This window comes from Glycocaulis sp. (assembly GCF_050485565.1).
In the GTDB taxonomy this organism is placed as follows: domain Bacteria; phylum Pseudomonadota; class Alphaproteobacteria; order Caulobacterales; family Maricaulaceae; genus Glycocaulis.
Genome location: NZ_JBJHBQ010000012.1, coordinates 33,889 through 51,478, shown reverse-complemented (window position 1 = coordinate 51,478; position 17,590 = coordinate 33,889). Strand labels below are relative to the sequence as shown.

The window sequence follows — 17,590 nt, the reverse complement described above, 5'->3', positions numbered from 1 at the left end:
ACGTTTGAAGGACTGATATCATGGCTCGCGTTTCCGCAGGACCCGCTTCCCACGCCCGTCACCGCAAGGTGATCAAGGCTGCCAAAGGCTATTATGGCCGCCGCAAGAACACATTCCGTGCTGCCAACCAGGCTGTCGAGAAAGCCGGCCAGTACGCTTACCGCGACCGCCGCGCCAAGAAGCGCACTTTCCGCGCTCTCTGGATTCAGCGCATCAATGCGGCTGCCCGCCTCAACGAACTGACCTATGCCACGTTTATGAACGGGCTCAAGAAGGCCGGTATCGAGCTCGACCGCAAGGTTCTCTCCGATATCGCCATTCGTGAGCCCGAAGCCTTTACCGCCCTGGCTGACCAGGCGCGTTCGGCTCTCAAGGCGTAAGTGGCAGGTCCGGGCTGGCAACCAGCCCCTTTACGGATCAAAAAAGCCCGCCTGCGAGCTCCGCAGGCGGGCTTTTTTCTGTCCGCTTGAAGCCAGGGTTTGAACCTTCCCGTCAAAAGGGTCTAAGACCCGCCTGACTCTTTGAAGGCTGTAACGGGCCTCACCGGAAAAACGGAACGAGCGATGACGACGATTGATGATCTTGCCGCGCTGGAAGCGCGCTACATGGCGGCGCTGGACGCGGCCGGTGACATGCCTGCGCTGGACGAGGTGCGCGTTGCGGCCCTGGGCAAGAAGGGCGAGCTGAGCCTGAAAATGCGCGATCTGGGTGGTATGAGCCCGGACGAGCGCAAAGTCTTCGGCCCGGCGCTGAACGGCGTCAAGGACCGCCTCAACACCGCTATTGAAGCGAAGAAGGCCGCTCTTGAGGCCGAAGCGCTCAACGCAGCGCTGAGCACTGAGCGCGTCGATATCACCCTGCCCGCCCCGCGCGCGCCCAAGGGCTCTCTGCACCCCGTTTCACAGGTGATGGAAGAGCTGGCCGTGATTTTCGCCGATATGGGCTTTGCCGTCGCCGAAGGTCCGGATGTGGAGGATGATTTTCATAACTTCACCGCGCTCAACTTCCCGGCGGATCACCCTGCGCGCGACACCCACGACACCTTCTTCATGGAGAAGGGCGAGGACGGGACGGCGAAGCTCCTGCGCACCCACACCTCGCCGGTGCAGATCCGCACGCTGATGAATTCGCAGCCGCCTGTGCGCATCATCGCGCCGGGCCGGGTCTATCGCTGTGATTGGGATCAGACCCACACGCCTATGTTCCATCAGGTCGAGGGCCTCGTGATCGACAAGGATACCCATATGGGTCACCTGAAAGGCTGCCTCATCGACTTCATCGCGGCCTTTTTCGAGACCGATGAGGTGGAGGTGCGTTTTCGCCCCCACCACTTCCCCTTCACTGAGCCGAGCGCGGAGATGGATGTGCGCTATGAGCGCGTGGGCGATGCCGTAAAGGTCGGCTCCGGCGATAAATGGCTGGAGATTCTCGGCTGCGGCATGGTGCATCCCAATGTCATCAAGGCGTGCGGGCTGGACCCGGATGTCTATCAGGGCTTTGCCTTCGGCATGGGCGTCGACCGTCTTGCCATGCTGAAATACGGGATGAGTGATCTGCGCCCCTTCTTCGAGCCGGACCCGCGCTGGCTTTCCCATTATGGCTTCTCGCCGCTTCTGCAGGCGAACCTCGCGACCGGACTGAGCTAGGAGACTGCACCCATGAAATTCACCCTCTCCTGGCTCAAGGAACATCTTGAGACCGACAAGAGCCTTTCCGAAATCGCCGATGCGATGACGATGGCGGGTCTCGAGATCGAGCACATCGACAATCCCGCCGACCGGCTGGCCGCGTTCACGGTTGCCCACGTGAAAGATGCGCAGCCGCACCCGGACGCGGACAAGCTGCGCGTCTGCACGGTGGAAACGGTCGATGGCGTCAAGCAGATCGTCTGCGGTGCGCCGAATGCGCGCGCAGGCATGACGGCCATCTATGCGCCGCTGGGCGCCTATATTCCCGGCCTCGACTTTGCACTTGATGCCAAGCCGCGCAAGATCCGCGGCGTGGAAAGCCATGGCATGCTCTGCTCCACCAAGGAGCTGGAAGCCGGCGAGGACCATGACGGCATTGCCGACCTGAAAGGCGACTGGGCCGTCGGCACACCGGCCGCCGAGGCGCTGGGCCTCAATGATCCTGTCATCGACTTTGAAGTGACGCCGAACCGGCCTGACTGGCTGGGCGTGCACGGCATTGCCCGTGATCTTGCCGCCGCCGGTGTCGGCACATTCAAGGATACCGAAATTGCGCCGGTGAAGGGGGCTTTCCCCTGCCCGGTTACAATCGAGACCGCATGGCCCGAAGCCTGCCCCGTGTTTGCGGGCCGGGTGGTTCGGGGCGTAAAGAATGGTCCGTCCCCGGAATGGCTGCAAAAGCGCCTCAAAGCCATTGGCCTCCGGCCCATCAATACGCTCGCTGATATCACCAATCTGATCTCGCATGAGCGCGCGCGTCCTTTGCATGTCTATGATCTCTCCAAGATCGGAACGACCATTCGTGCTAGAATGGGCCATGGCGAGTCAGACCGCTTCGAAGCGCTCGATGGCCGCGAGTATGACCCGCACGCCCATCACTGTGTCATTGCTGATGATGCACGGTGTCTCGGCCTTGGCGGCGTCATGGGCGGCGAGTACTCCGGCTGCTCTGGCACTACCGTTGACGTCTTCATCGAAAGCGCCTGGTTTGAGCCATCCATAATCCGCACGACCGGTCGTGAGACAGGCATCATCTCCGATGCGCGCTATCGTTTTGAGCGCGGCGTGGATACCGGTTCCGTCCTCCCCGGTCTGGAGCTCGCCACCCGCTTGATCCTGGAGCTGTGCGGGGGCGAAGCGTCTGAAATTTATGTGGCGGGCGAAATTCCGGCTGATCCGGCACCGATTCAGTTCGATCCTGTGCGCGTGGGCCGTCTGACCGGTCTCGACATGTCGCATGACCGTATCGCCAACATTCTCACCGCTCTGGGCTTTGGCGTGGATCGGGCAGGCCCGGTATGGACAGTGACCGTGCCGAGCTGGCGGCGTGATTGTACCCAGGGCGCAGACCTGATCGAGGAAGTGGCCCGTATCGAGGGCTATGACCGCCTGCCAGCAACCAGCCTGAAGCGCCCTGCTGGCCGCTTCGAGGCACCCGCCACCCCAATGCAGAACCGGGTACGTGCTGCGCGCCGGGCTGCGGCCAATAGGGGGTATCAGGAGGCTGTCACCTGGTCTTTCTGCCGGGAAGATCAGGCGGCTCTCTTTGGCGGTCACGGGGCGGGGCTGAAGCTGGCCAATCCGATTTCCTCGGAGCTGGATGTGATGCGCCCCACCGCGCTGATCCATCTCCTCCTGTCCTTGCAGAAAAGCCTCGACAAGGGGCTGGCCGATCCGCGCTATTTCGAGGCCGGGCCGATCTATCTGGATGATAGCCCCACCGGGCAGCGCACCGTGGTGTCACTGGTTCGCCAGGCCGAAACCGTCCGCGACTGGAAGGGCGCCAGCAAGCCGGACGTGTTCGACGCCAAGGCCGATGCGCTGGCCTTGCTGGAGGCGGCTGGCGCGCCGGTTGCCAATCTGCAGGCTGCGCCCGAAGCGCGCTCCTGGTGGCATCCTGGACGGTCGGGCGTATTACGTCTGGGTCCGAAAAATGTCCTCGCCGAATTTGGCGAGATCCACCCCGGTGTCCTCAAAACCCTCGGCGTTGAGGGCCGGGTGCTGGCGGCTGAGATCTTCCTTGATATCGTCCCGGCCTCGAAGGCGAAGGGACTGAAATCGCGTCCCGCCTTGCAGGTCTCCGATCTGATGGCGGTACGGCGCGACTTTGCCTTCCTCACGCCGGATAGCGTGCCCGCAGGCGATCTCCTGCGTGCGCTCGCCGGGGCTGACAAGCAGCTCATCTCGGATGTGGCGCTGTTTGACCGCTATGCGGGCAAGGGCGTGCCGGAGGGCCATGTCTCGCTGGCGGTGGAAATTACCCTTCAGCCAACCGACAAGACGCTCACCGACGCGGAGATCGACGCGGTGTCAAAGCGCATCATCGCGGCGGCTGAAAAGCAGGGCGCAAAGCTGAGAGGCTGATGGCCTGTTCAGGCAAGCAAATCCCCCGCCCTTGGGCGGGGGATTTGCTTGCCTAGAAGGGCAGGATATTGCGGCGGCGCGAATAGGCCAGATAGCCCACATTCGCACCGGCGCGGAAACCGACGCCGGAGCGGATCGGGGCGAGCGTGATGTAATCGGCGCGCTGATAGTTCACGCCCATCCCGGCCACGAAATAGGCCGTGCCTTCAACACCCGGAAAGCGCTGATAGATCCGGTCAGGACTGTCGAGATTATAGACGAGGGTGAAGACCCGGCTGGCATTGCCGCCGGCATCAAACCCGACCGAGGGTCCCTGCCAGTAAACCCGCTGGGTGCCGGTCTCGCCGCGCAGGACCATATCGCCCTGGCCATAACGCAGGCCGACACCGACCGCGCCGGATGCCTCTTCACCGATGATATAGCCGACCGGCTCGCCCAGATCGGAGAAGATGCGCTCCACCAGAACACCGGCGGCTTCAGCCGTTACGCCGAAAAAGTCCGACACCGCTTCAACGATCTCGGTGCTGGTATAGGTTTCGCGCTCGGACTGGACTTGCGCGTCCGGCTCAGCGGCGTTGTGGCTTTGCGCGGTATTGGCCGGAGCCGAGGCACAGGCAGCCATGACCATGCCAAAAGCAGCGGCAATGGCCGCAAGCCGGACATCACGGCTGGAAATCGAGGTAAGGCGCATCATGGTAATCTCCGCGAAAGACGGGCAGGGCCGGGACCGGCCCACCACCTGTCAGGCCCCTTCCATCCATCCATGCTGCGCCTTGGTTAAGGCGCAATTAAGGACACGAGGCACTGGCAGGCCTGAAGGGAGAATGCGCAGGCCTTGCCGTTCGTTCCGCTATTGCGCGGGCTGGATGTCGTCGCCTGCGGGCGGGCGGACATCGAAGGCCGACATGGTGTTGAAGCTGACCAGCAGCATGTGCAGATCGGTCGGCAGCTCTTCTGGCAGATAGGCCCTGAGTGCATCTGTGGTCAGCGCGAACGCGCCCGCGCCGTGACCGGCGCCGGTACGGGCATAGGCCATGGCCCAGCCGCCAAATACCCGGTCCCCGGCGCTGGCCGACAGGATGCGCACAACGCCGCTATGGCGCGTATCCTTGCAGATGGAGGCAAATACCCGCTCCACGCTTTCGGGCGGGCCTTCGAGCAATTGCATGAAATTGAAGCCGTTAAATATCAAAAGGCCGGTGATGCCCTCTGCTTCGTTACGGGCACGGGCCGTGTCCACAATGGCATCAATATCGGTCAGCATAAGGTCCGGACGGGCCGTGCTGACATACACCAGGCGCGAAATATTCATGGATATCCTTGTCGGGCGGACTCTCGCCCCCTGTCACACCCGATCCCGGTAACAGATAAGCCGCAAATCGTGACGATTTAAAGTCCCGCGTGCCGTGCCGCCTAATGCCCTTGGCGCAAGGCCCTTGCGGTGCTACTTCCCCGCCCATGAGCACCAATCCCGCCAATATCCGCAATTTCTCCATCGTGGCCCATATCGACCACGGCAAATCGACGCTGGCCGACCGCCTGATTCAGGTGACGGGCGGGCTGTCCAACCGTGAGATGAAGGAGCAGGTGCTCGATAATATGGAGCTGGAGCGTGAGCGCGGCATCACCATCAAGGCGCAGACCGTGCGCCTGGATTACACCGCGCGCAATGGCGAGAAATACGTCCTGAACCTGATCGACACGCCCGGCCATGTGGACTTCGCCTACGAAGTCTCGCGCTCGCTCTCGGCGTGCGAAGGCGCGCTGCTGGTCGTGGACGCGGCACAAGGGGTGGAAGCCCAGACACTGGCCAATGTCTATGCCGCCATCGAGGTTGATCTCGATATCGTGCCGGTGCTCAACAAGATCGACCTGCCGGCCGCCGAACCCGACCGGGTGCGCGCCCAGATCGAGGATGTGATCGGCATTGAGGCGCATGATGCGCTGGAAATCTCCGCCAAGACCGGCCTTGGCATTGAGGACGTGCTCGAAGCCATCGTGCACCGCCTGCCCGCGCCGGCGGCTGGCGATCCCGATGCCCCGCTCAAGGCCCTGCTCGTGGATAGCTGGTATGACGCCTATCTGGGCGTGATCTGCCTGGTGCGCATCCATGAGGGCACACTGAAAAAAGGCATGCGCGTGCGCCTGATGGGCACCGGCGCGAACTATAATGTGGACGGCGTCGGCGTGTTCCGGCCCACAAAGGTGAATGTGGACTCGCTGGGTCCGGGCGAGATCGGCTTTCTCAACGCCTCGATCAAGCAGGTGCGCGATGCGCGCGTCGGTGACACGGTCACCGAGGAAAAGCGCCCCACCTCATCCATGCTGCCGGGCTTCAAGCCCGCCATTCCGGTCGTGTTCTGCGGGCTCTTCCCTGTGGATGCCAATGATTTTGAAGATTTGCGCGATGCGGTGGAGCGTCTGGCGCTCAACGACGCCTCGTTCAGCTTCGAGATGGAAACCAGCGCCGCGCTCGGCTTCGGCTTCCGCTGTGGTTTCCTGGGGCTGTTGCATCTGGAGGTCATCCGCGAGCGGCTGGAGCGCGAATATGATGTAGACCTCATCACCACCGCCCCGTCCGTGATCTACAAGATCAAGATGACCGATGGCGAGGTGATCGATCTGCATAACCCCGCCGATATGCCAGACCCCGTGCGCATCGACACCATCGCCGAACCCTGGATCAAGGCGACGATACTGGTGCCGGACGAGTATCTGGGCGGCGTCTTGAAGCTGTGCGAAGACCGGCGCGGCATCCAGAAAGAGCTCACCTATGCGGGCAGCCGGGCCATGCTGGTCTATGAGCTGCCGCTCAACGAGGTGGTGTTTGACTTCTACGACCGGCTGAAATCCGTCACCAAGGGCTATGCCAGCTTCGACTACCAGTTCGTCGACCACCGCGAGGGCGACCTCGTAAAAATGTCGATCCTCGTCAATGAAGAGCCGGTCGACGCGCTCTCCATGATCGTGCACCGCGCGCGCGCCGAAATGCGCGGCCGGGGCATGTGCGAGAAGCTCAAAGAGCTGATCCCCCGGCACATGTTCAAAATCCCGATCCAGGCAGCCATTGGCGGCCGCGTGATCGCGCGCGAAACCCTCTCCGCGCTGCGCAAGGACGTGACGGCCAAATGCTATGGCGGTGATGCCAGCCGCAAGCGCAAGCTTCTCGACAAGCAAAAAGCCGGCAAGAAGAAGATGCGCCAGTTCGGCCGGGTCGAAATCCCGCAGGAAGCCTTTATCGCCGCCCTGAAGATGGATGGGGATTAGGGGTAAGACCGATCCCACCCTTCTCAACACAAAAACGCCGCCGGATCGTGTCCGGCGGCGTTTTCATATAGCTTGAGGGTCAGTTGGGCTGGCGTCTTATTCGGCGCTTCCCGCGTCCGCTTCCGGCGCGGTGAAGCTCAGCGGCAGGCGCACCGTGCTTGCAGCCCCGCTGGCAAATTCCAGCGTCATCTCCACCTCGCCATCAAGGCTTGCGGTATCGACGCCGAAAATCATCAGATGATCGCCGCCCGGAGCAAGGGCGACCGTTTCGCCTGCCGGCAGGTCAATGGCTTCCACCTGACGCATGCGCATCACCTCGCCATCATCCTCCATCGTGTGGAGCTCCACGCGCGATGCGATGGGCGAGCTGGCGCCGACCAGCTGGTCGTCCTCTGCGCCTGCGCGCAAGGAGACATAGCCTGCCGTGACATCGCGGCCCGCAGGCGGGGTGCGTACCCAGCCGGAGAGCAGCTCGGGCGCGGCCACTTCCGGCGCTGCATCCTGTATATCGCTGGCAGGCTCGGCCTCGTGAGCGGCGGGGGTGGTTTCGGGCACCTCATCTACGCTCCCCGGAGCAGCCGCGTCACCGCAGGCTGCCAGCAGCAGTGCAGCCAGCGAGACAGCGCCCAGCCGGGTGGCCGTGGCGGGAGAGGCAGGGGTACGGATAAGCGTCATTTCAATATCTCCAGAGGGCTGGCGTGAAACGGTACAGGACGGCAGGGCCTTGCGCGCTGACGGGTCTGGCCGCGCCCGCGAGGACCAATGCGCGCATCGTCCATATAGGTGTCGCGCGCCGGCCCGGCAGGCAAGCCCTGCAGGAAAATTTCGTGGCCCTCGCGGCGATCAGCCGCGCCAATAGCCCACAAGATCACGCGCCTCGGCGATCACAGGTGCGGCCACCGCACGGGCCTTTTCGGCCCCTGCGGCGAGGATGCGGTCGATCTCGGCGCGGTCAGACAGAAGGCGCGCATAAGTGTCTGAAATGGGGCTGAGGAACTCTACCGCCACTTCGGCCAGGCGCGGCTTGAACACGCCAAAGCCCTGACCGCCAAACTCGTCCAGCACGGCCTGGCTGCTGGTGCCGGTCAGCGCCGCATAGATGCCGACGAGATTCTTCGCTTCCGGGCGGCCTTCCAGCTCCTTCACGCTTGCTGGCAGGGCTTCCGGATCGGTCTTGGCCTTCTTGATCTTGCGCGCAATTGCGTCGGCATCGTCAGCCAGATTGATGCGTGAATTGTCGCTTGCGTCGGATTTCGACATTTTCGCACTGCCGTCCTTGAGCGACATGATGCGCGCGCCGTCGGGCATGATGACGGGTTCCGGCAGCGGGAACACCGCCTCGCCCTTGCCAAAGTCGCGGTTGAAGCGCGCGGCAATGTCGCGCGACAACTCCAGATGCTGCTTCTGGTCTTCGCCCACCGGCACATGGGTTGCCTTGTAGACGAGGATGTCAGCGGCCTGCAGGACGGGATAGGTGAACAGGCCCACGCTCGCGCGCTCGGCGTCCTTGCCCGCCTTGTCCTTGAACTGGGTCATGCGCTCCAGCCAGCCCAGCCGGGCCACACAGTTGAAAATCCAGGCCAGCTCCGCATGTTCGCGCACCGATGACTGGGCAAAGACGGCGCTGCGCGACGGGTCCACGCCTGCGGCGAGATAGGCGGCTGCCACGTTGCGCACAGCATCGGGCAGGGCGGCCGGATCGTGCGGCATGGTCATGGCGTGCATGTCCACCACGCAGTAGAAGCAGGGCATGCCGCGCTCCTGCAGCGCCACCCAGTTCTTCAGCGCCCCCAGATAATTGCCAAGATGCAGCGCGCCGGTCGGCTGCATGCCCGACAGGATACGCTCAGGGCCTTTGTAATCGGTGGGGGTGTCGCTCATGGGCAGGTGCTCGAAATGAAGGAGGCCGGAAGGATCCGCAGACAAACCTGCAGGAGGCGCCGGTTTAGCGGCGCTGACGGTCAGGCTCAAGGCGCAGGCGCGGCGTTAATCGCGGCTATCGCTGGCGGGCAGGGTTTTGCTGGTCCGCTGTGGCTTTAGCGCCTCGGCGAGTTCAGAAGGCTTTATCGCCCCCAGCGCCAGTCCCGCACCGCCAAAAACGGCCAGTCCGGCGAAAACGACAAGGCCGAGACTGATCAGAGTCTGCCAGCTCAGCCCCAGCATGGGCAGGGCCGCTGCCACCAGGCCGGGTACCAGGCCAGACAATAGCCAGACCGTGCCTGCCATGATGAGTGAGGCCAGCAGCAGGCGCGGCATCGCCGTCATCAGCCGCTTATCAATATGCAACAGCCCGCGCGCCCTCAGCGTGATCGCCAGCAGGCCCGCATTGACCCAGCCAGCCAGGCTCGACGCTATGGCAAGGCCGATAAAGCCCAGCCCGCCAAAGAACAGGGTGAGGGCAAGCACGAAATTCACCGCCACGGCGGCCAGCGCAAAGCGCATCGGGGTTCTGGTGTCCTCACGGGCGAAAAAGCCCGGCGCCAATACTTTCACCAGAACGAAAGCAGGCAGGCCCAGCCCGGCAATGGCCAGCACGATCGCGGTGTTGGACGTGTCCAGCCGAGTAAACTCGCCGCGCTGGTAAAGCCCGGCCGTAATCAGCTCCGGGATGGCCAGAAAGGCAAAGGAGGCCGGCAGGGTCAGCGCCAGCGCGATTTCAATCGCCCGGTTCATGGCAAAGTGCCCGCCCTTCTCATCACCGGAGCGGAAGCGGCGGGTCAGATTGGGTAGAAGGGCAATCCCCATCGCAATCCCGATCATCCCCAGAGGCAGCTGATAGAGCCGCTCGGCATAATTGAGCCAGGACCGCGCACCCTCCTCCAGCGTGGCGATGGAGGAGGTGACAACGATATTGACCTGCATCGCGCTGGCCGCCAGCGCGCCGGGAATACCAAGCGCGATGAGGCGCTTTACCCGCGGGGTCAGTTTTGGCGGCAGGAGGCGTAAGTGCAGCTTGGCCCGCATGGCCGCCGTCCATAACAGCGCCACCTGCATCACGCCCGATGCCGTTACTGAAGCGGCCAGCCAGATGACCAGCTCTTCAGGCGGTCCAAGGTCGAACAGCAAAACACCGATCATGGCGATATTGAGCAGGACCGGCGCGCCGGCTGCCGCGGCGAACTTGCCATTACTGTTCAGCCCGCCGGAGATCAGCGCCGTCACCACCATGGCCAGCAGGTAGGGCATCATGATCTGCAACAGCAGGACGGCCAGCATCATGCCATCGGGATCACCTATCCGGCCGGGAAAGAAGATATAGGCCAGCCAGGGCGCGAATATCTGAAAGGCGATGACGAGAAGCGTCGTGAATGTCGCCATGAAGGACAGGGCTTCAGAGGCAAACCGGTCAGCCTCCGCCCGGTCTTTCTCTTCTAGCTGGCGCGCATAAAGCGGCACGAACGCGGCGTTGAACGCCCCCTCGGCCAGCACCCGGCGGAAGGTGTTGGGAATGGTCATCGCCTGGAAGAAAGTATCGGCCACCGGCCCGGCACCGAGGCGCGCAGCGGTGAGAATCTCGCGGGCCAGCCCGGCTACCCGGCTGACCAGGGTGAGGATGCTGATAACCCCCAGATTGCGTAAGAGCCGCATCGTGTCAGCGTCCTGCGCTCGCTTCGGCGCGCAGGCGCGATGGTGCGCCGCTGGCCCCTGCCTCGCCGGAGCCAAGTACGTTCATCAGGGCGCTGGCGAGCGCTTTTTCAGTCTCAGGATCGGCAATCTTGCGGCCCTGCTGGGTGACGTAGAAGACGTCGACCGCCCGCTCGCCATAGCCGTCAATGCGCGCAGCCTGAATGGAACAGCCCAGATCGGTAATCGCGCGCGCCAGATCGTGCAGCAGGCCGGGGCGGTCGCGCCCCGATGCCTCGATGACCAGCGCGCCGTCAGCCGCCTGACCTTCCAGCTTCACATAGGGGCTGACCGTGAAGGCCGCCTCGCGCCGGGCCACGCGCCGCGCCGGGATCACGATCTCGCCGCCCAGACCGCCGCGCGCGGCCTCCTCCACGCTGGCCCGCAGCCGGTCGAGCGCGGACAGGTCGGACCAGCCATAAGGCTTGCCGCCCTGTTCCTGGACGTAAAACACGTCAAAGGCCGCGCCCCAGCTCGTTGTGGCAACTTGCGCGCCGACCACATTGGCGCCCGCCAGCGCTAGTGCGCCGGCAATATCGGCAAACAGCCCGTCCCGGTCCGGTGCCAGTATCAGCACCTCGGCGGCCGAACGGCGCCTGTCCACGCGCACACCGCACGCCACGTCGCGGCCCCGGCTTTCAGCCGCGCGCACAAAGGCGGCGTGGCGCAGCCGGTCGCTTTCGGCAAAGGACAGCCAGTAGCTGTCATCAAGGCTGGCAATCCAGCGCTCGCCAAACTCTGGGTCTATCCGCTCCATATCAGCGCGGAACAGGGTCCGGGCGCGGTCTGCGCGCGCATGCAGCCGGGCGCGGGCTTCTTCCTCACCAGCGCGCTCGCCGCCCGCCAGCACGGCGGCCGTGGCCTCATAGAGATCGCGGATCAGCTGGGCCTTCCACCCATTCCATACGCCGGGGCCGACAGCGCGGATATCGACCACGGTCAGCACGGTCAGAAGGCGCAGCCGCTCCATATTGGCCACCCGTCCGGCAAAATCGAGCACGGTGCGCGGATCGGAGAGATCGCGGCGCTGCGCGGCATCGCTCATTTCCAGATGATTGGCGATCAGCCAGGCCACCAGCTCCGTTTCGGCTTCCTCGATGCCCAGCCTTTCGCAGGCGCTGCGCGCGCGCTCCGCCCCTTCAATGCACTGATCGCCATTGCCCTTGCCGGTATCGTGCAGCAGCACGGCCAGATGCAAGGCGCGGCGATGGATGATCTCCGGGAAAATGCGGGTGGCCAGCGGGTGGTCGGCAATCAGCTTGCCCTGCTCTATCCCGCGAAGCAGGCCCAGCGCGTTGAGCGTGTGCTCATCGACCGTGAAGCGGTGATACATGTTGAACTGGGTGCGCGCGACGATATCGCCGAACTCAGGAATATAGGCGCCCAGAAGTCCCGCCTCTGTCATCGCCCGCAAGGTGATGCGCGGATCATCAGATTCCAGCAATATGGCAAAGAAGCTGCGCGCGGCGCGCTCATCGCGGCGCAAACTGTCATCCACCAGCCGCAATGAACGCGAAACGAGCGCCACTGCATCCGGGTGCAGATCGAGATGGCGCGCAGCCGCCAGCTCGAACAGCGTCAGCATCAGGACCGGGTCTTCCTCCACCCGTGCCGGATCAGCAAAGGCGAGACGGCCCGACCGGACCACGAACCCGGCCTCTTCAAGGGCGTCATCACCTTTCTGCAGGCCATCGGCGGGCATGAAGCGGCCAATGCCCGATGGTGGGTCTTTCAGCTCATCAGCTTCCAGCTTGGCGCAGACAAGGCGGGTGAGCGCGCCGACATCGATGGCACGCTTGAAATAGTCGCGCATGAAGTCTTCGACGCCCAGCGTGTCCTCGCTGTCGGCATAGCCCATCAGCGCGGAGATTTCCGGCTGGGTATCGAAGGTCAGCCGGTCATCCTTGCGGCCATTGAGCGTATGCAGGTGGAAGCGCACCGCCCAGTAGAAATCCTCGGCGCGCAGATAGCGCTCCACGTCCTGAACGGTCAGCAATCCGCTCGCCACCCAGCGCTCCATCGCGTCATTGCCGTAGAGCACCTGCGCCAGCCAGCGCAGGGTCTGCAGATCGCGCAAGGCCCCCTTGCCGTCCTTGATATGGGGCTCGACCGCATAGCGGCTATCACCCTGCCGGTCGACGCGCGTATCGCGTTCCGACAGCTTTGCCGCAATGAAGGGCGCAATGGATTCGCGGGTGCGGTGGGCGCGGCCAAATTTCAGCCGCAGCGTGCTCACCAGCCGCTCATCACCCGACACCCAGCGCAGATCGAGAAGCGCCGTGCGTTCCGAAACATCATCGCCAGCCAGCGCCAGCGCCTCGTCCACGGTGCGGATCGCGCCGCCGCCAATGTTGAGGCCACAATCCCACAGCACGTAGAGCATGCGCTCCACAATGGCCTCTGCCCCTTCGCGCGGCGGTGTGCCGGTGAGGAAGAGCAGATCGATATCCGATTGAGGGGCCAGCTCGCCTGCACCCCAGCCGCCCAGCGCACACACGGCAAGGCCCGGCGCCGTCGCGCCCGCTTCGTCAAAATCGGTGGCAACCGAATCAAACAGGGCGCGCACGGCAGCATTCATTACGCCTGAAAGCGCGCGTGCGGCCTCCAGCCCGCCGCCCTTGCCCGCCAGCTTGCTGGCGGCATGGGCGCGCCCGGCCGATATGAATTTCTTCAGCCGGCCGATACCCGCCTGGCGCGATGCAGCCTGTTCCCATCCCTCACGGGTGGCAGCGGCCAGCTCTGCGCGCAGGCGCAGGCCGTCAAGCGAAGCGGGAAGGGCAGAAAGACGCATGGGCCAAGGTCTTACGCTATTGGCGGGGCGGCGTCAGCCGTCCTTTTGGTTTATGTGTTTCAGAGCAGGAAGCGTGGCCCGCTAGCCTGCCTCCACCTCCACCACCAGCGCTTCGCTGGCGGAAACATCGCCGTGCACCAGCGCCTGATAGGCATTCAGGGCCTCGCTCCCGCCAGTAAGGCCACGCCACGCCAGAAGATTGTCTGCCGCAGCAACGAAGCTGGACCATGCCTCACCCTGCCGGGCTGCAAACCCGTCCGGTCCCCATTCGGCAATCCGGTCACGGGCATGGTCGGGGGCAAAGAAGAAAACCGGCCTGGGGCCGGGCAGGCCGGAAGCGGGCGTGCTGTCATCCCAATGCGCGCCGCCGACGCGGATATTGGCGTTCAGATTTTCGCCAAAACGGGTGTGCAGCGCCCGGTTCACCTCGGCCGAACCGGCAAAATCGACGATCAGCCGGGCCGGTTCCGGGTCCATCCCCGCAATGTCCTCATAGGCGATGACATCATCGTAAAGCCCGCTGCCCTTTACGAAGGCGGCGTTACGCGCCGAGGTCAGCGCCTCGATACGCAAGGCTTCAGGCTTGTTGCGCTTCAACAGGAAGGCGAGCGCCAGCGCCGTCTTGCTTGACGCGCTGGTCAGCACAATGCGCGCCGCACCGGAAAAGCCGGTATCGCGCAAATACGCATCAATGAGGAAGGAGGTGAGAAACAAAGGCTGCAGCACCATCTGCGCGGCTTCGCGCGCCGCGTCATACCCCGCAGCGGCCGCGCAGCGCTCATAGCGGTTATAGACCGGCGGCAGCTCGGCGCGGTGGGTGGCCGCGTCGAAAAAGCTGTCGGGGCGGATCTTGCCGGGCGTGACGATCAGCTCACTGGCAGCGGGCAGATAGCCATAGACGCGCTCACCGGCGGTCAGCCCATCACAGCGGCTCTCGCTCACTTGCGCAAAGCCCCAGACCGGCAGGCGTCCGCGCCCGTCTGCGCCGGGAAAGAAGCGCCAATAGCCCATCGCCTCACCAAAGGCGGCATAGGTGATATTATTGGCCGTCAGCGCAAAGCGGCTCACGGCAAGACGCGCCTCGCCCGCCTGCAAGGGGCGCTGGGCCTCCTCCACCAGGCTGGCCTTCGTGATGTCGCTCTGGTCAATGCTCAGCGCCCAGACCATGCCTGTCTCCTCCTCAATGGGTATTGCCAATCTGGCGTTCAGTCTTCTTCGGTCAGGTTTTTGAGTGCGTAGAGCGCGTCCAGCGCCTCGCGCGGGGTCAGCGCATCCGGATCGATGGATTTGAGCCGTTCGAGCGCTTTGGAGGGTTTCGGCGCGGCTGGCGCAGGCTGGGCGGAAAACAGCGGTAGCTCGGCCAGCGCCGCTGCCGGACTGCCATCAGATTCCAGCTTGGCCAGGATGGATTGCGCCCGGCGCACTGCCATGTCCGGCAGGCCGGCGCGCTTGGCCACTTCCACCCCGTACGAACGGTCGGCAGGGCCGCTGCCCACCTCATGCAGGAAGACCAGCTCGCCTTTCCACTCGCGCGCTTTCAGCGACACATTGCCCGTCCCGTCCAGCTCGTCGGCAAGGCGCGTCAGCTCGTGGTAGTGCGTGGCAAAGAGCGCGCGGCAGCGATTGACGGCATGGAGATGTTCCACCGTGGCCCAGGCGATCGAGAGACCATCCCAGGTGGAGGTGCCGCGCCCGATCTCGTCGAGTATGACCAGGCTGTTCGGCGTTGCCTGATTGAGTATGGCCGCCGTCTCGATCATTTCCGCCATGAAGGTGGAGCGCCCGCGCGCCAGATCATCGGCGGCGCCGACGCGCGAGAACAGGCGGTCCACCAATCCCAGCCTGACCGTTCGTGCGGGAACAAACAGGCCCGCCTGCGCCATGATGACGATGATCGCGCACTGGCGCAGGAAGGTGGATTTACCGGCCATGTTCGGCCCCGTGACCAGAAGCAGGCGGCTGGCCGCCTTCCCGTCTGCGTCCAGCTGGCAGTCATTGGGCGTAAAGCGCGCCTCGCCGCTCCGGGTCAGGGCCTGCTCCACCACCGGATGGCGGCCCGCCTCGATAAAGAGGTCCGTGCCATCCGTCAGTTCCGGCCTGCACGCGCCCGTCTCGACGGCCCAGTGCGCCGCCGCCGCCCACACATCCAGCGCGGCCAGCGCCTCGCCTGCAGCGCGGATAGGACCGGCAAGGCTTTCGACCTGGGTGCAGAACCGCGCAAAAATCTCCAGCTCCAGCGCGATGGCCCGCGAGGCGGCAGAGGCAATCTTCGATTCCAGCTCGCCAAGCTCCGTAGTCGAGAACCGCACCGCATTGGCCATGGTCTGGCGGTGAATGAAGGGCTCCACGCCCATCATCGCCTCGCCATGGCGCGCACTGACCTCGATGAAATAGCCCAGCACGTTGTTGTGCTTGACCTTCAGGCCGGAAACACCCGTCTGGTCGGCATAGGTTTTCTGCAGGCCCGCCACGACGCGCCGCGACTGGTCTTTCAGCGTGCGCAGCTCGTCCAGCGCCGGGTCCCACCCCTCGGCCACGAACCCGCCATCGCGCGTCAGCAGAGGCGGTTCCTCCACCAGCGCGCGGGCCAGCTCATCAACCAGGTTTGCCAGCTCGGGCCGGGCCGCCAGCGATAGCGCCTCCAGCGCGCCCTGAATGGCGACTGGCAAGGCATCATGGCCAAGGCGGGCAAAGGCCGCATTGATGCGCTCGCCCTCCTTCAATGCGCGCGCCAGCGCCAGAAGATCGCGTGGCCCCCCGCGCTCAAGGCACAGGCGTGACAGGGCGCGCGCCGGATCGCCTGCGCTTTTCAGGCTGTCGCGCAAGGACTCGCGCAAGCCCGCCTGCTCGTGCAGAAACGCCACCGCATCAAGGCGCGCCTCGATCTCGGCGCGGTGCGCAGAAGGCCGGGAGAGCTGCTCCGCCAGCAGACGCGCGCCCGGTGCGGTGACGGTGCGGTCTATGGCATCAAGCAGTGAGCCCTTGCGCTGGCCCTGCAAGGTGCGGTCGATCTCAAGGCTTGCCCGCGCCGCCGGATCGATGGCGAGCCAGCCTCCGGCCTCGAAATGGCGCGGTGGGGCCAGTCTCGGCGCAGCCCCCGCCTGCGACAGCTCCAGATAATCCAGAAGACAGCCAAGCGCGCCGAGTTCGATTCTTGAAAAATCACCAAACCCGTCAAGGCTCAGCGTACCGAAATGCGCATTCAGCCGCCGCTCTGCCGATCCGGCCTCGAACTTCGCCTTTGGCCGCGCTGTGATCGTGGTGCCGGGCAGGATGGGCGCCAGCACGCGCGCATCATCATCCAGCACCAGCAGCTCGGCCGGTTGAAGCGCGGCAAGCTCGGCCTCCATATCGCCCGGCTCCAGCCGTATGGAGCCGAAACTGCCATCGGAAATATCGGCAAAGGCGAGCGCCATGTCCCCGGCCGGTCCGCGCGCCAGCGCCGCAAGCCGGTTGGACTTGCGTGCATCGAGAAGATCATCCTCGCTCAAAGTGCCCGGTGTGACGATGCGGGTGATGGCCCGCTCCACCACCGATTTCGATCCGCGCTTCTTGGCTTCTGCAGGGTCTTCCACCTGCTCGCCAATGGCGACCTTGAAGCCCGCCCGGATCAGGCGGGAGAGATAGATTTGTGCGTTATGAACCGGCACCCCGCACATGGCGATCGGCTCGCCCTGATGTTCCCCGCGCCTGGTCAGCGTGATGTCGAGCGCAGCGGCGGCCCGCACCGCATCGTCAAAGAACAGCTCGTAGAAATCGCCCATCCGGTAGAATAGCAGCGCTTCGGCAGGCACCTGCGCGCGAAGGGCCAGGAATTGCACCATCATGGGCGTCGCCCCTTCCGCGCTGGGAAAGG

At 64.3% G+C, this 17,590-nt stretch carries 13 protein-coding genes; 4 read left to right on the top strand and 9 right to left on the bottom strand.

What is annotated here, in order from left to right; translation table 11 throughout:
* Positions 1 to 20: 20 nt before the first annotated feature.
* The 3 genes from rplT to pheT all read left to right on the top strand — a co-directional run bounded on the left by rplT (position 21) and on the right by pheT (position 4,052).
* Positions 21 to 380 carry a 50S ribosomal protein L20 gene (gene rplT / locus ACQ5ID_RS12600; protein ID WP_429912788.1) on the top strand — a complete coding sequence of 120 codons (360 nt, stop codon included), beginning with the start codon at positions 21 to 23 and terminating at the stop codon, positions 378 to 380.
* 192 nt (positions 381 to 572) lie between these two features.
* Positions 573 to 1,646, top strand: coding sequence for a phenylalanine--tRNA ligase subunit alpha (gene pheS, locus ACQ5ID_RS12595; RefSeq protein WP_429912814.1), 1,074 nt, complete (start codon positions 573 to 575; stop codon positions 1,644 to 1,646).
* Positions 1,647 to 1,658: 12 nt separating this feature from the next.
* The gene (pheT, locus tag ACQ5ID_RS12590) at positions 1,659 to 4,052 is read left to right on the top strand and encodes a phenylalanine--tRNA ligase subunit beta (RefSeq protein WP_429912787.1); all 2,394 of its coding nucleotides are present in this window, start codon (positions 1,659 to 1,661) and stop codon (positions 4,050 to 4,052) included.
* Positions 4,053 to 4,104: 52 nt separating this feature from the next.
* Here pheT and ACQ5ID_RS12585 read toward each other — a convergent pair whose 3' ends face one another.
* A complete protein-coding gene (locus ACQ5ID_RS12585; protein ID WP_429912786.1) occupies positions 4,105 to 4,746 on the bottom strand; it encodes a DUF1134 domain-containing protein in 642 nt (213 codons plus the stop codon).
* A 156-nt stretch (positions 4,747 to 4,902) separates the two neighbouring features.
* The gene (locus tag ACQ5ID_RS12580; protein WP_429912785.1) at positions 4,903 to 5,364 is read right to left on the bottom strand and encodes a BLUF domain-containing protein; all 462 of its coding nucleotides are present in this window, start codon (positions 5,362 to 5,364) and stop codon (positions 4,903 to 4,905) included.
* Between the two features lie 146 nt (positions 5,365 to 5,510).
* On the opposite strand from ACQ5ID_RS12580, the gene lepA reads away from it, so the two are divergent.
* The gene (gene lepA / locus ACQ5ID_RS12575; protein WP_429912784.1) at positions 5,511 to 7,319 is read left to right on the top strand and encodes a translation elongation factor 4; all 1,809 of its coding nucleotides are present in this window, start codon (positions 5,511 to 5,513) and stop codon (positions 7,317 to 7,319) included.
* A 96-nt stretch (positions 7,320 to 7,415) separates the two neighbouring features.
* On the opposite strand, the gene ACQ5ID_RS12570 is transcribed toward lepA, so the two are convergent.
* The 7 genes from ACQ5ID_RS12570 to mutS form a co-directional block, all read right to left on the bottom strand.
* Positions 7,416 to 7,994, bottom strand: coding sequence for a copper chaperone PCu(A)C (locus ACQ5ID_RS12570; protein ID WP_429912783.1), 579 nt, complete (start codon positions 7,992 to 7,994; stop codon positions 7,416 to 7,418).
* Positions 7,991 to 8,185 carry a hypothetical protein gene (locus ACQ5ID_RS12565; protein ID WP_429912782.1) on the bottom strand — a complete coding sequence of 65 codons (195 nt, stop codon included), beginning with the start codon at positions 8,183 to 8,185 and terminating at the stop codon, positions 7,991 to 7,993. Before ACQ5ID_RS12565 ends, ACQ5ID_RS12570 begins: the two co-directional genes overlap by 4 nt.
* Entirely contained in the window at positions 8,163 to 9,200 is a 1,038-nt protein-coding gene (trpS, locus tag ACQ5ID_RS12560) for a tryptophan--tRNA ligase (RefSeq protein WP_429912781.1), read from the bottom strand. Before trpS ends, ACQ5ID_RS12565 begins: the two co-directional genes overlap by 23 nt.
* 105 nt (positions 9,201 to 9,305) lie before the next feature.
* Positions 9,306 to 10,907 carry a murein biosynthesis integral membrane protein MurJ gene (gene murJ, locus ACQ5ID_RS12555; RefSeq protein ID WP_429912780.1) on the bottom strand — a complete coding sequence of 534 codons (1,602 nt, stop codon included), beginning with the start codon at positions 10,905 to 10,907 and terminating at the stop codon, positions 9,306 to 9,308.
* Positions 10,908 to 10,911: 4 nt separating this feature from the next.
* Positions 10,912 to 13,734 (bottom strand): [protein-PII] uridylyltransferase, encoded by a 2,823-nt coding sequence (locus tag ACQ5ID_RS12550; RefSeq protein ID WP_429912779.1) that lies wholly within the window; start codon positions 13,732 to 13,734, stop codon positions 10,912 to 10,914.
* An 81-nt stretch (positions 13,735 to 13,815) separates the two neighbouring features.
* Entirely contained in the window at positions 13,816 to 14,901 is a 1,086-nt protein-coding gene (locus ACQ5ID_RS12545; RefSeq protein WP_429912778.1) for a DUF2855 family protein, read from the bottom strand.
* 38 nt (positions 14,902 to 14,939) lie between these two features.
* Entirely contained in the window at positions 14,940 to 17,561 is a 2,622-nt protein-coding gene (gene mutS / locus ACQ5ID_RS12540; protein WP_429912777.1) for a DNA mismatch repair protein MutS, read from the bottom strand.
* Positions 17,562 to 17,590 lie beyond the last annotated feature (29 nt).

Bases quoted from the DNA above. Each gene is read 5' to 3' on its own strand.
- rplT (WP_429912788.1), top strand. From the start codon at position 21: ATGGCTCGCGTTTCCGCAGGACCCGCTTCCCACGCCCGTCACCGCAAG.
- pheT (WP_429912787.1), top strand. From the start codon at position 1,659: ATGAAATTCACCCTCTCCTGGCTCAAGGAACATCTTGAGACCGACAAG.
- ACQ5ID_RS12585 (WP_429912786.1), bottom strand. From the start codon at position 4,746: ATGATGCGCCTTACCTCGATTTCCAGCCGTGATGTCCGGCTTGCGGCC.
- ACQ5ID_RS12580 (WP_429912785.1), bottom strand. From the start codon at position 5,364: ATGAATATTTCGCGCCTGGTGTATGTCAGCACGGCCCGTCCGGACCTT.
- lepA (WP_429912784.1), top strand. From the start codon at position 5,511: ATGAGCACCAATCCCGCCAATATCCGCAATTTCTCCATCGTGGCCCAT.
- ACQ5ID_RS12570 (WP_429912783.1), bottom strand. From the start codon at position 7,994: ATGACGCTTATCCGTACCCCTGCCTCTCCCGCCACGGCCACCCGGCTG.
- trpS (WP_429912781.1), bottom strand. From the start codon at position 9,200: ATGAGCGACACCCCCACCGATTACAAAGGCCCTGAGCGTATCCTGTCG.
- murJ (WP_429912780.1), bottom strand. From the start codon at position 10,907: ATGCGGCTCTTACGCAATCTGGGGGTTATCAGCATCCTCACCCTGGTC.
- ACQ5ID_RS12550 (WP_429912779.1), bottom strand. From the start codon at position 13,734: ATGCGTCTTTCTGCCCTTCCCGCTTCGCTTGACGGCCTGCGCCTGCGC.
- ACQ5ID_RS12545 (WP_429912778.1), bottom strand. From the start codon at position 14,901: ATGGTCTGGGCGCTGAGCATTGACCAGAGCGACATCACGAAGGCCAGC.
- mutS (WP_429912777.1), bottom strand. From the start codon at position 17,561: ATGATGGTGCAATTCCTGGCCCTTCGCGCGCAGGTGCCTGCCGAAGCG.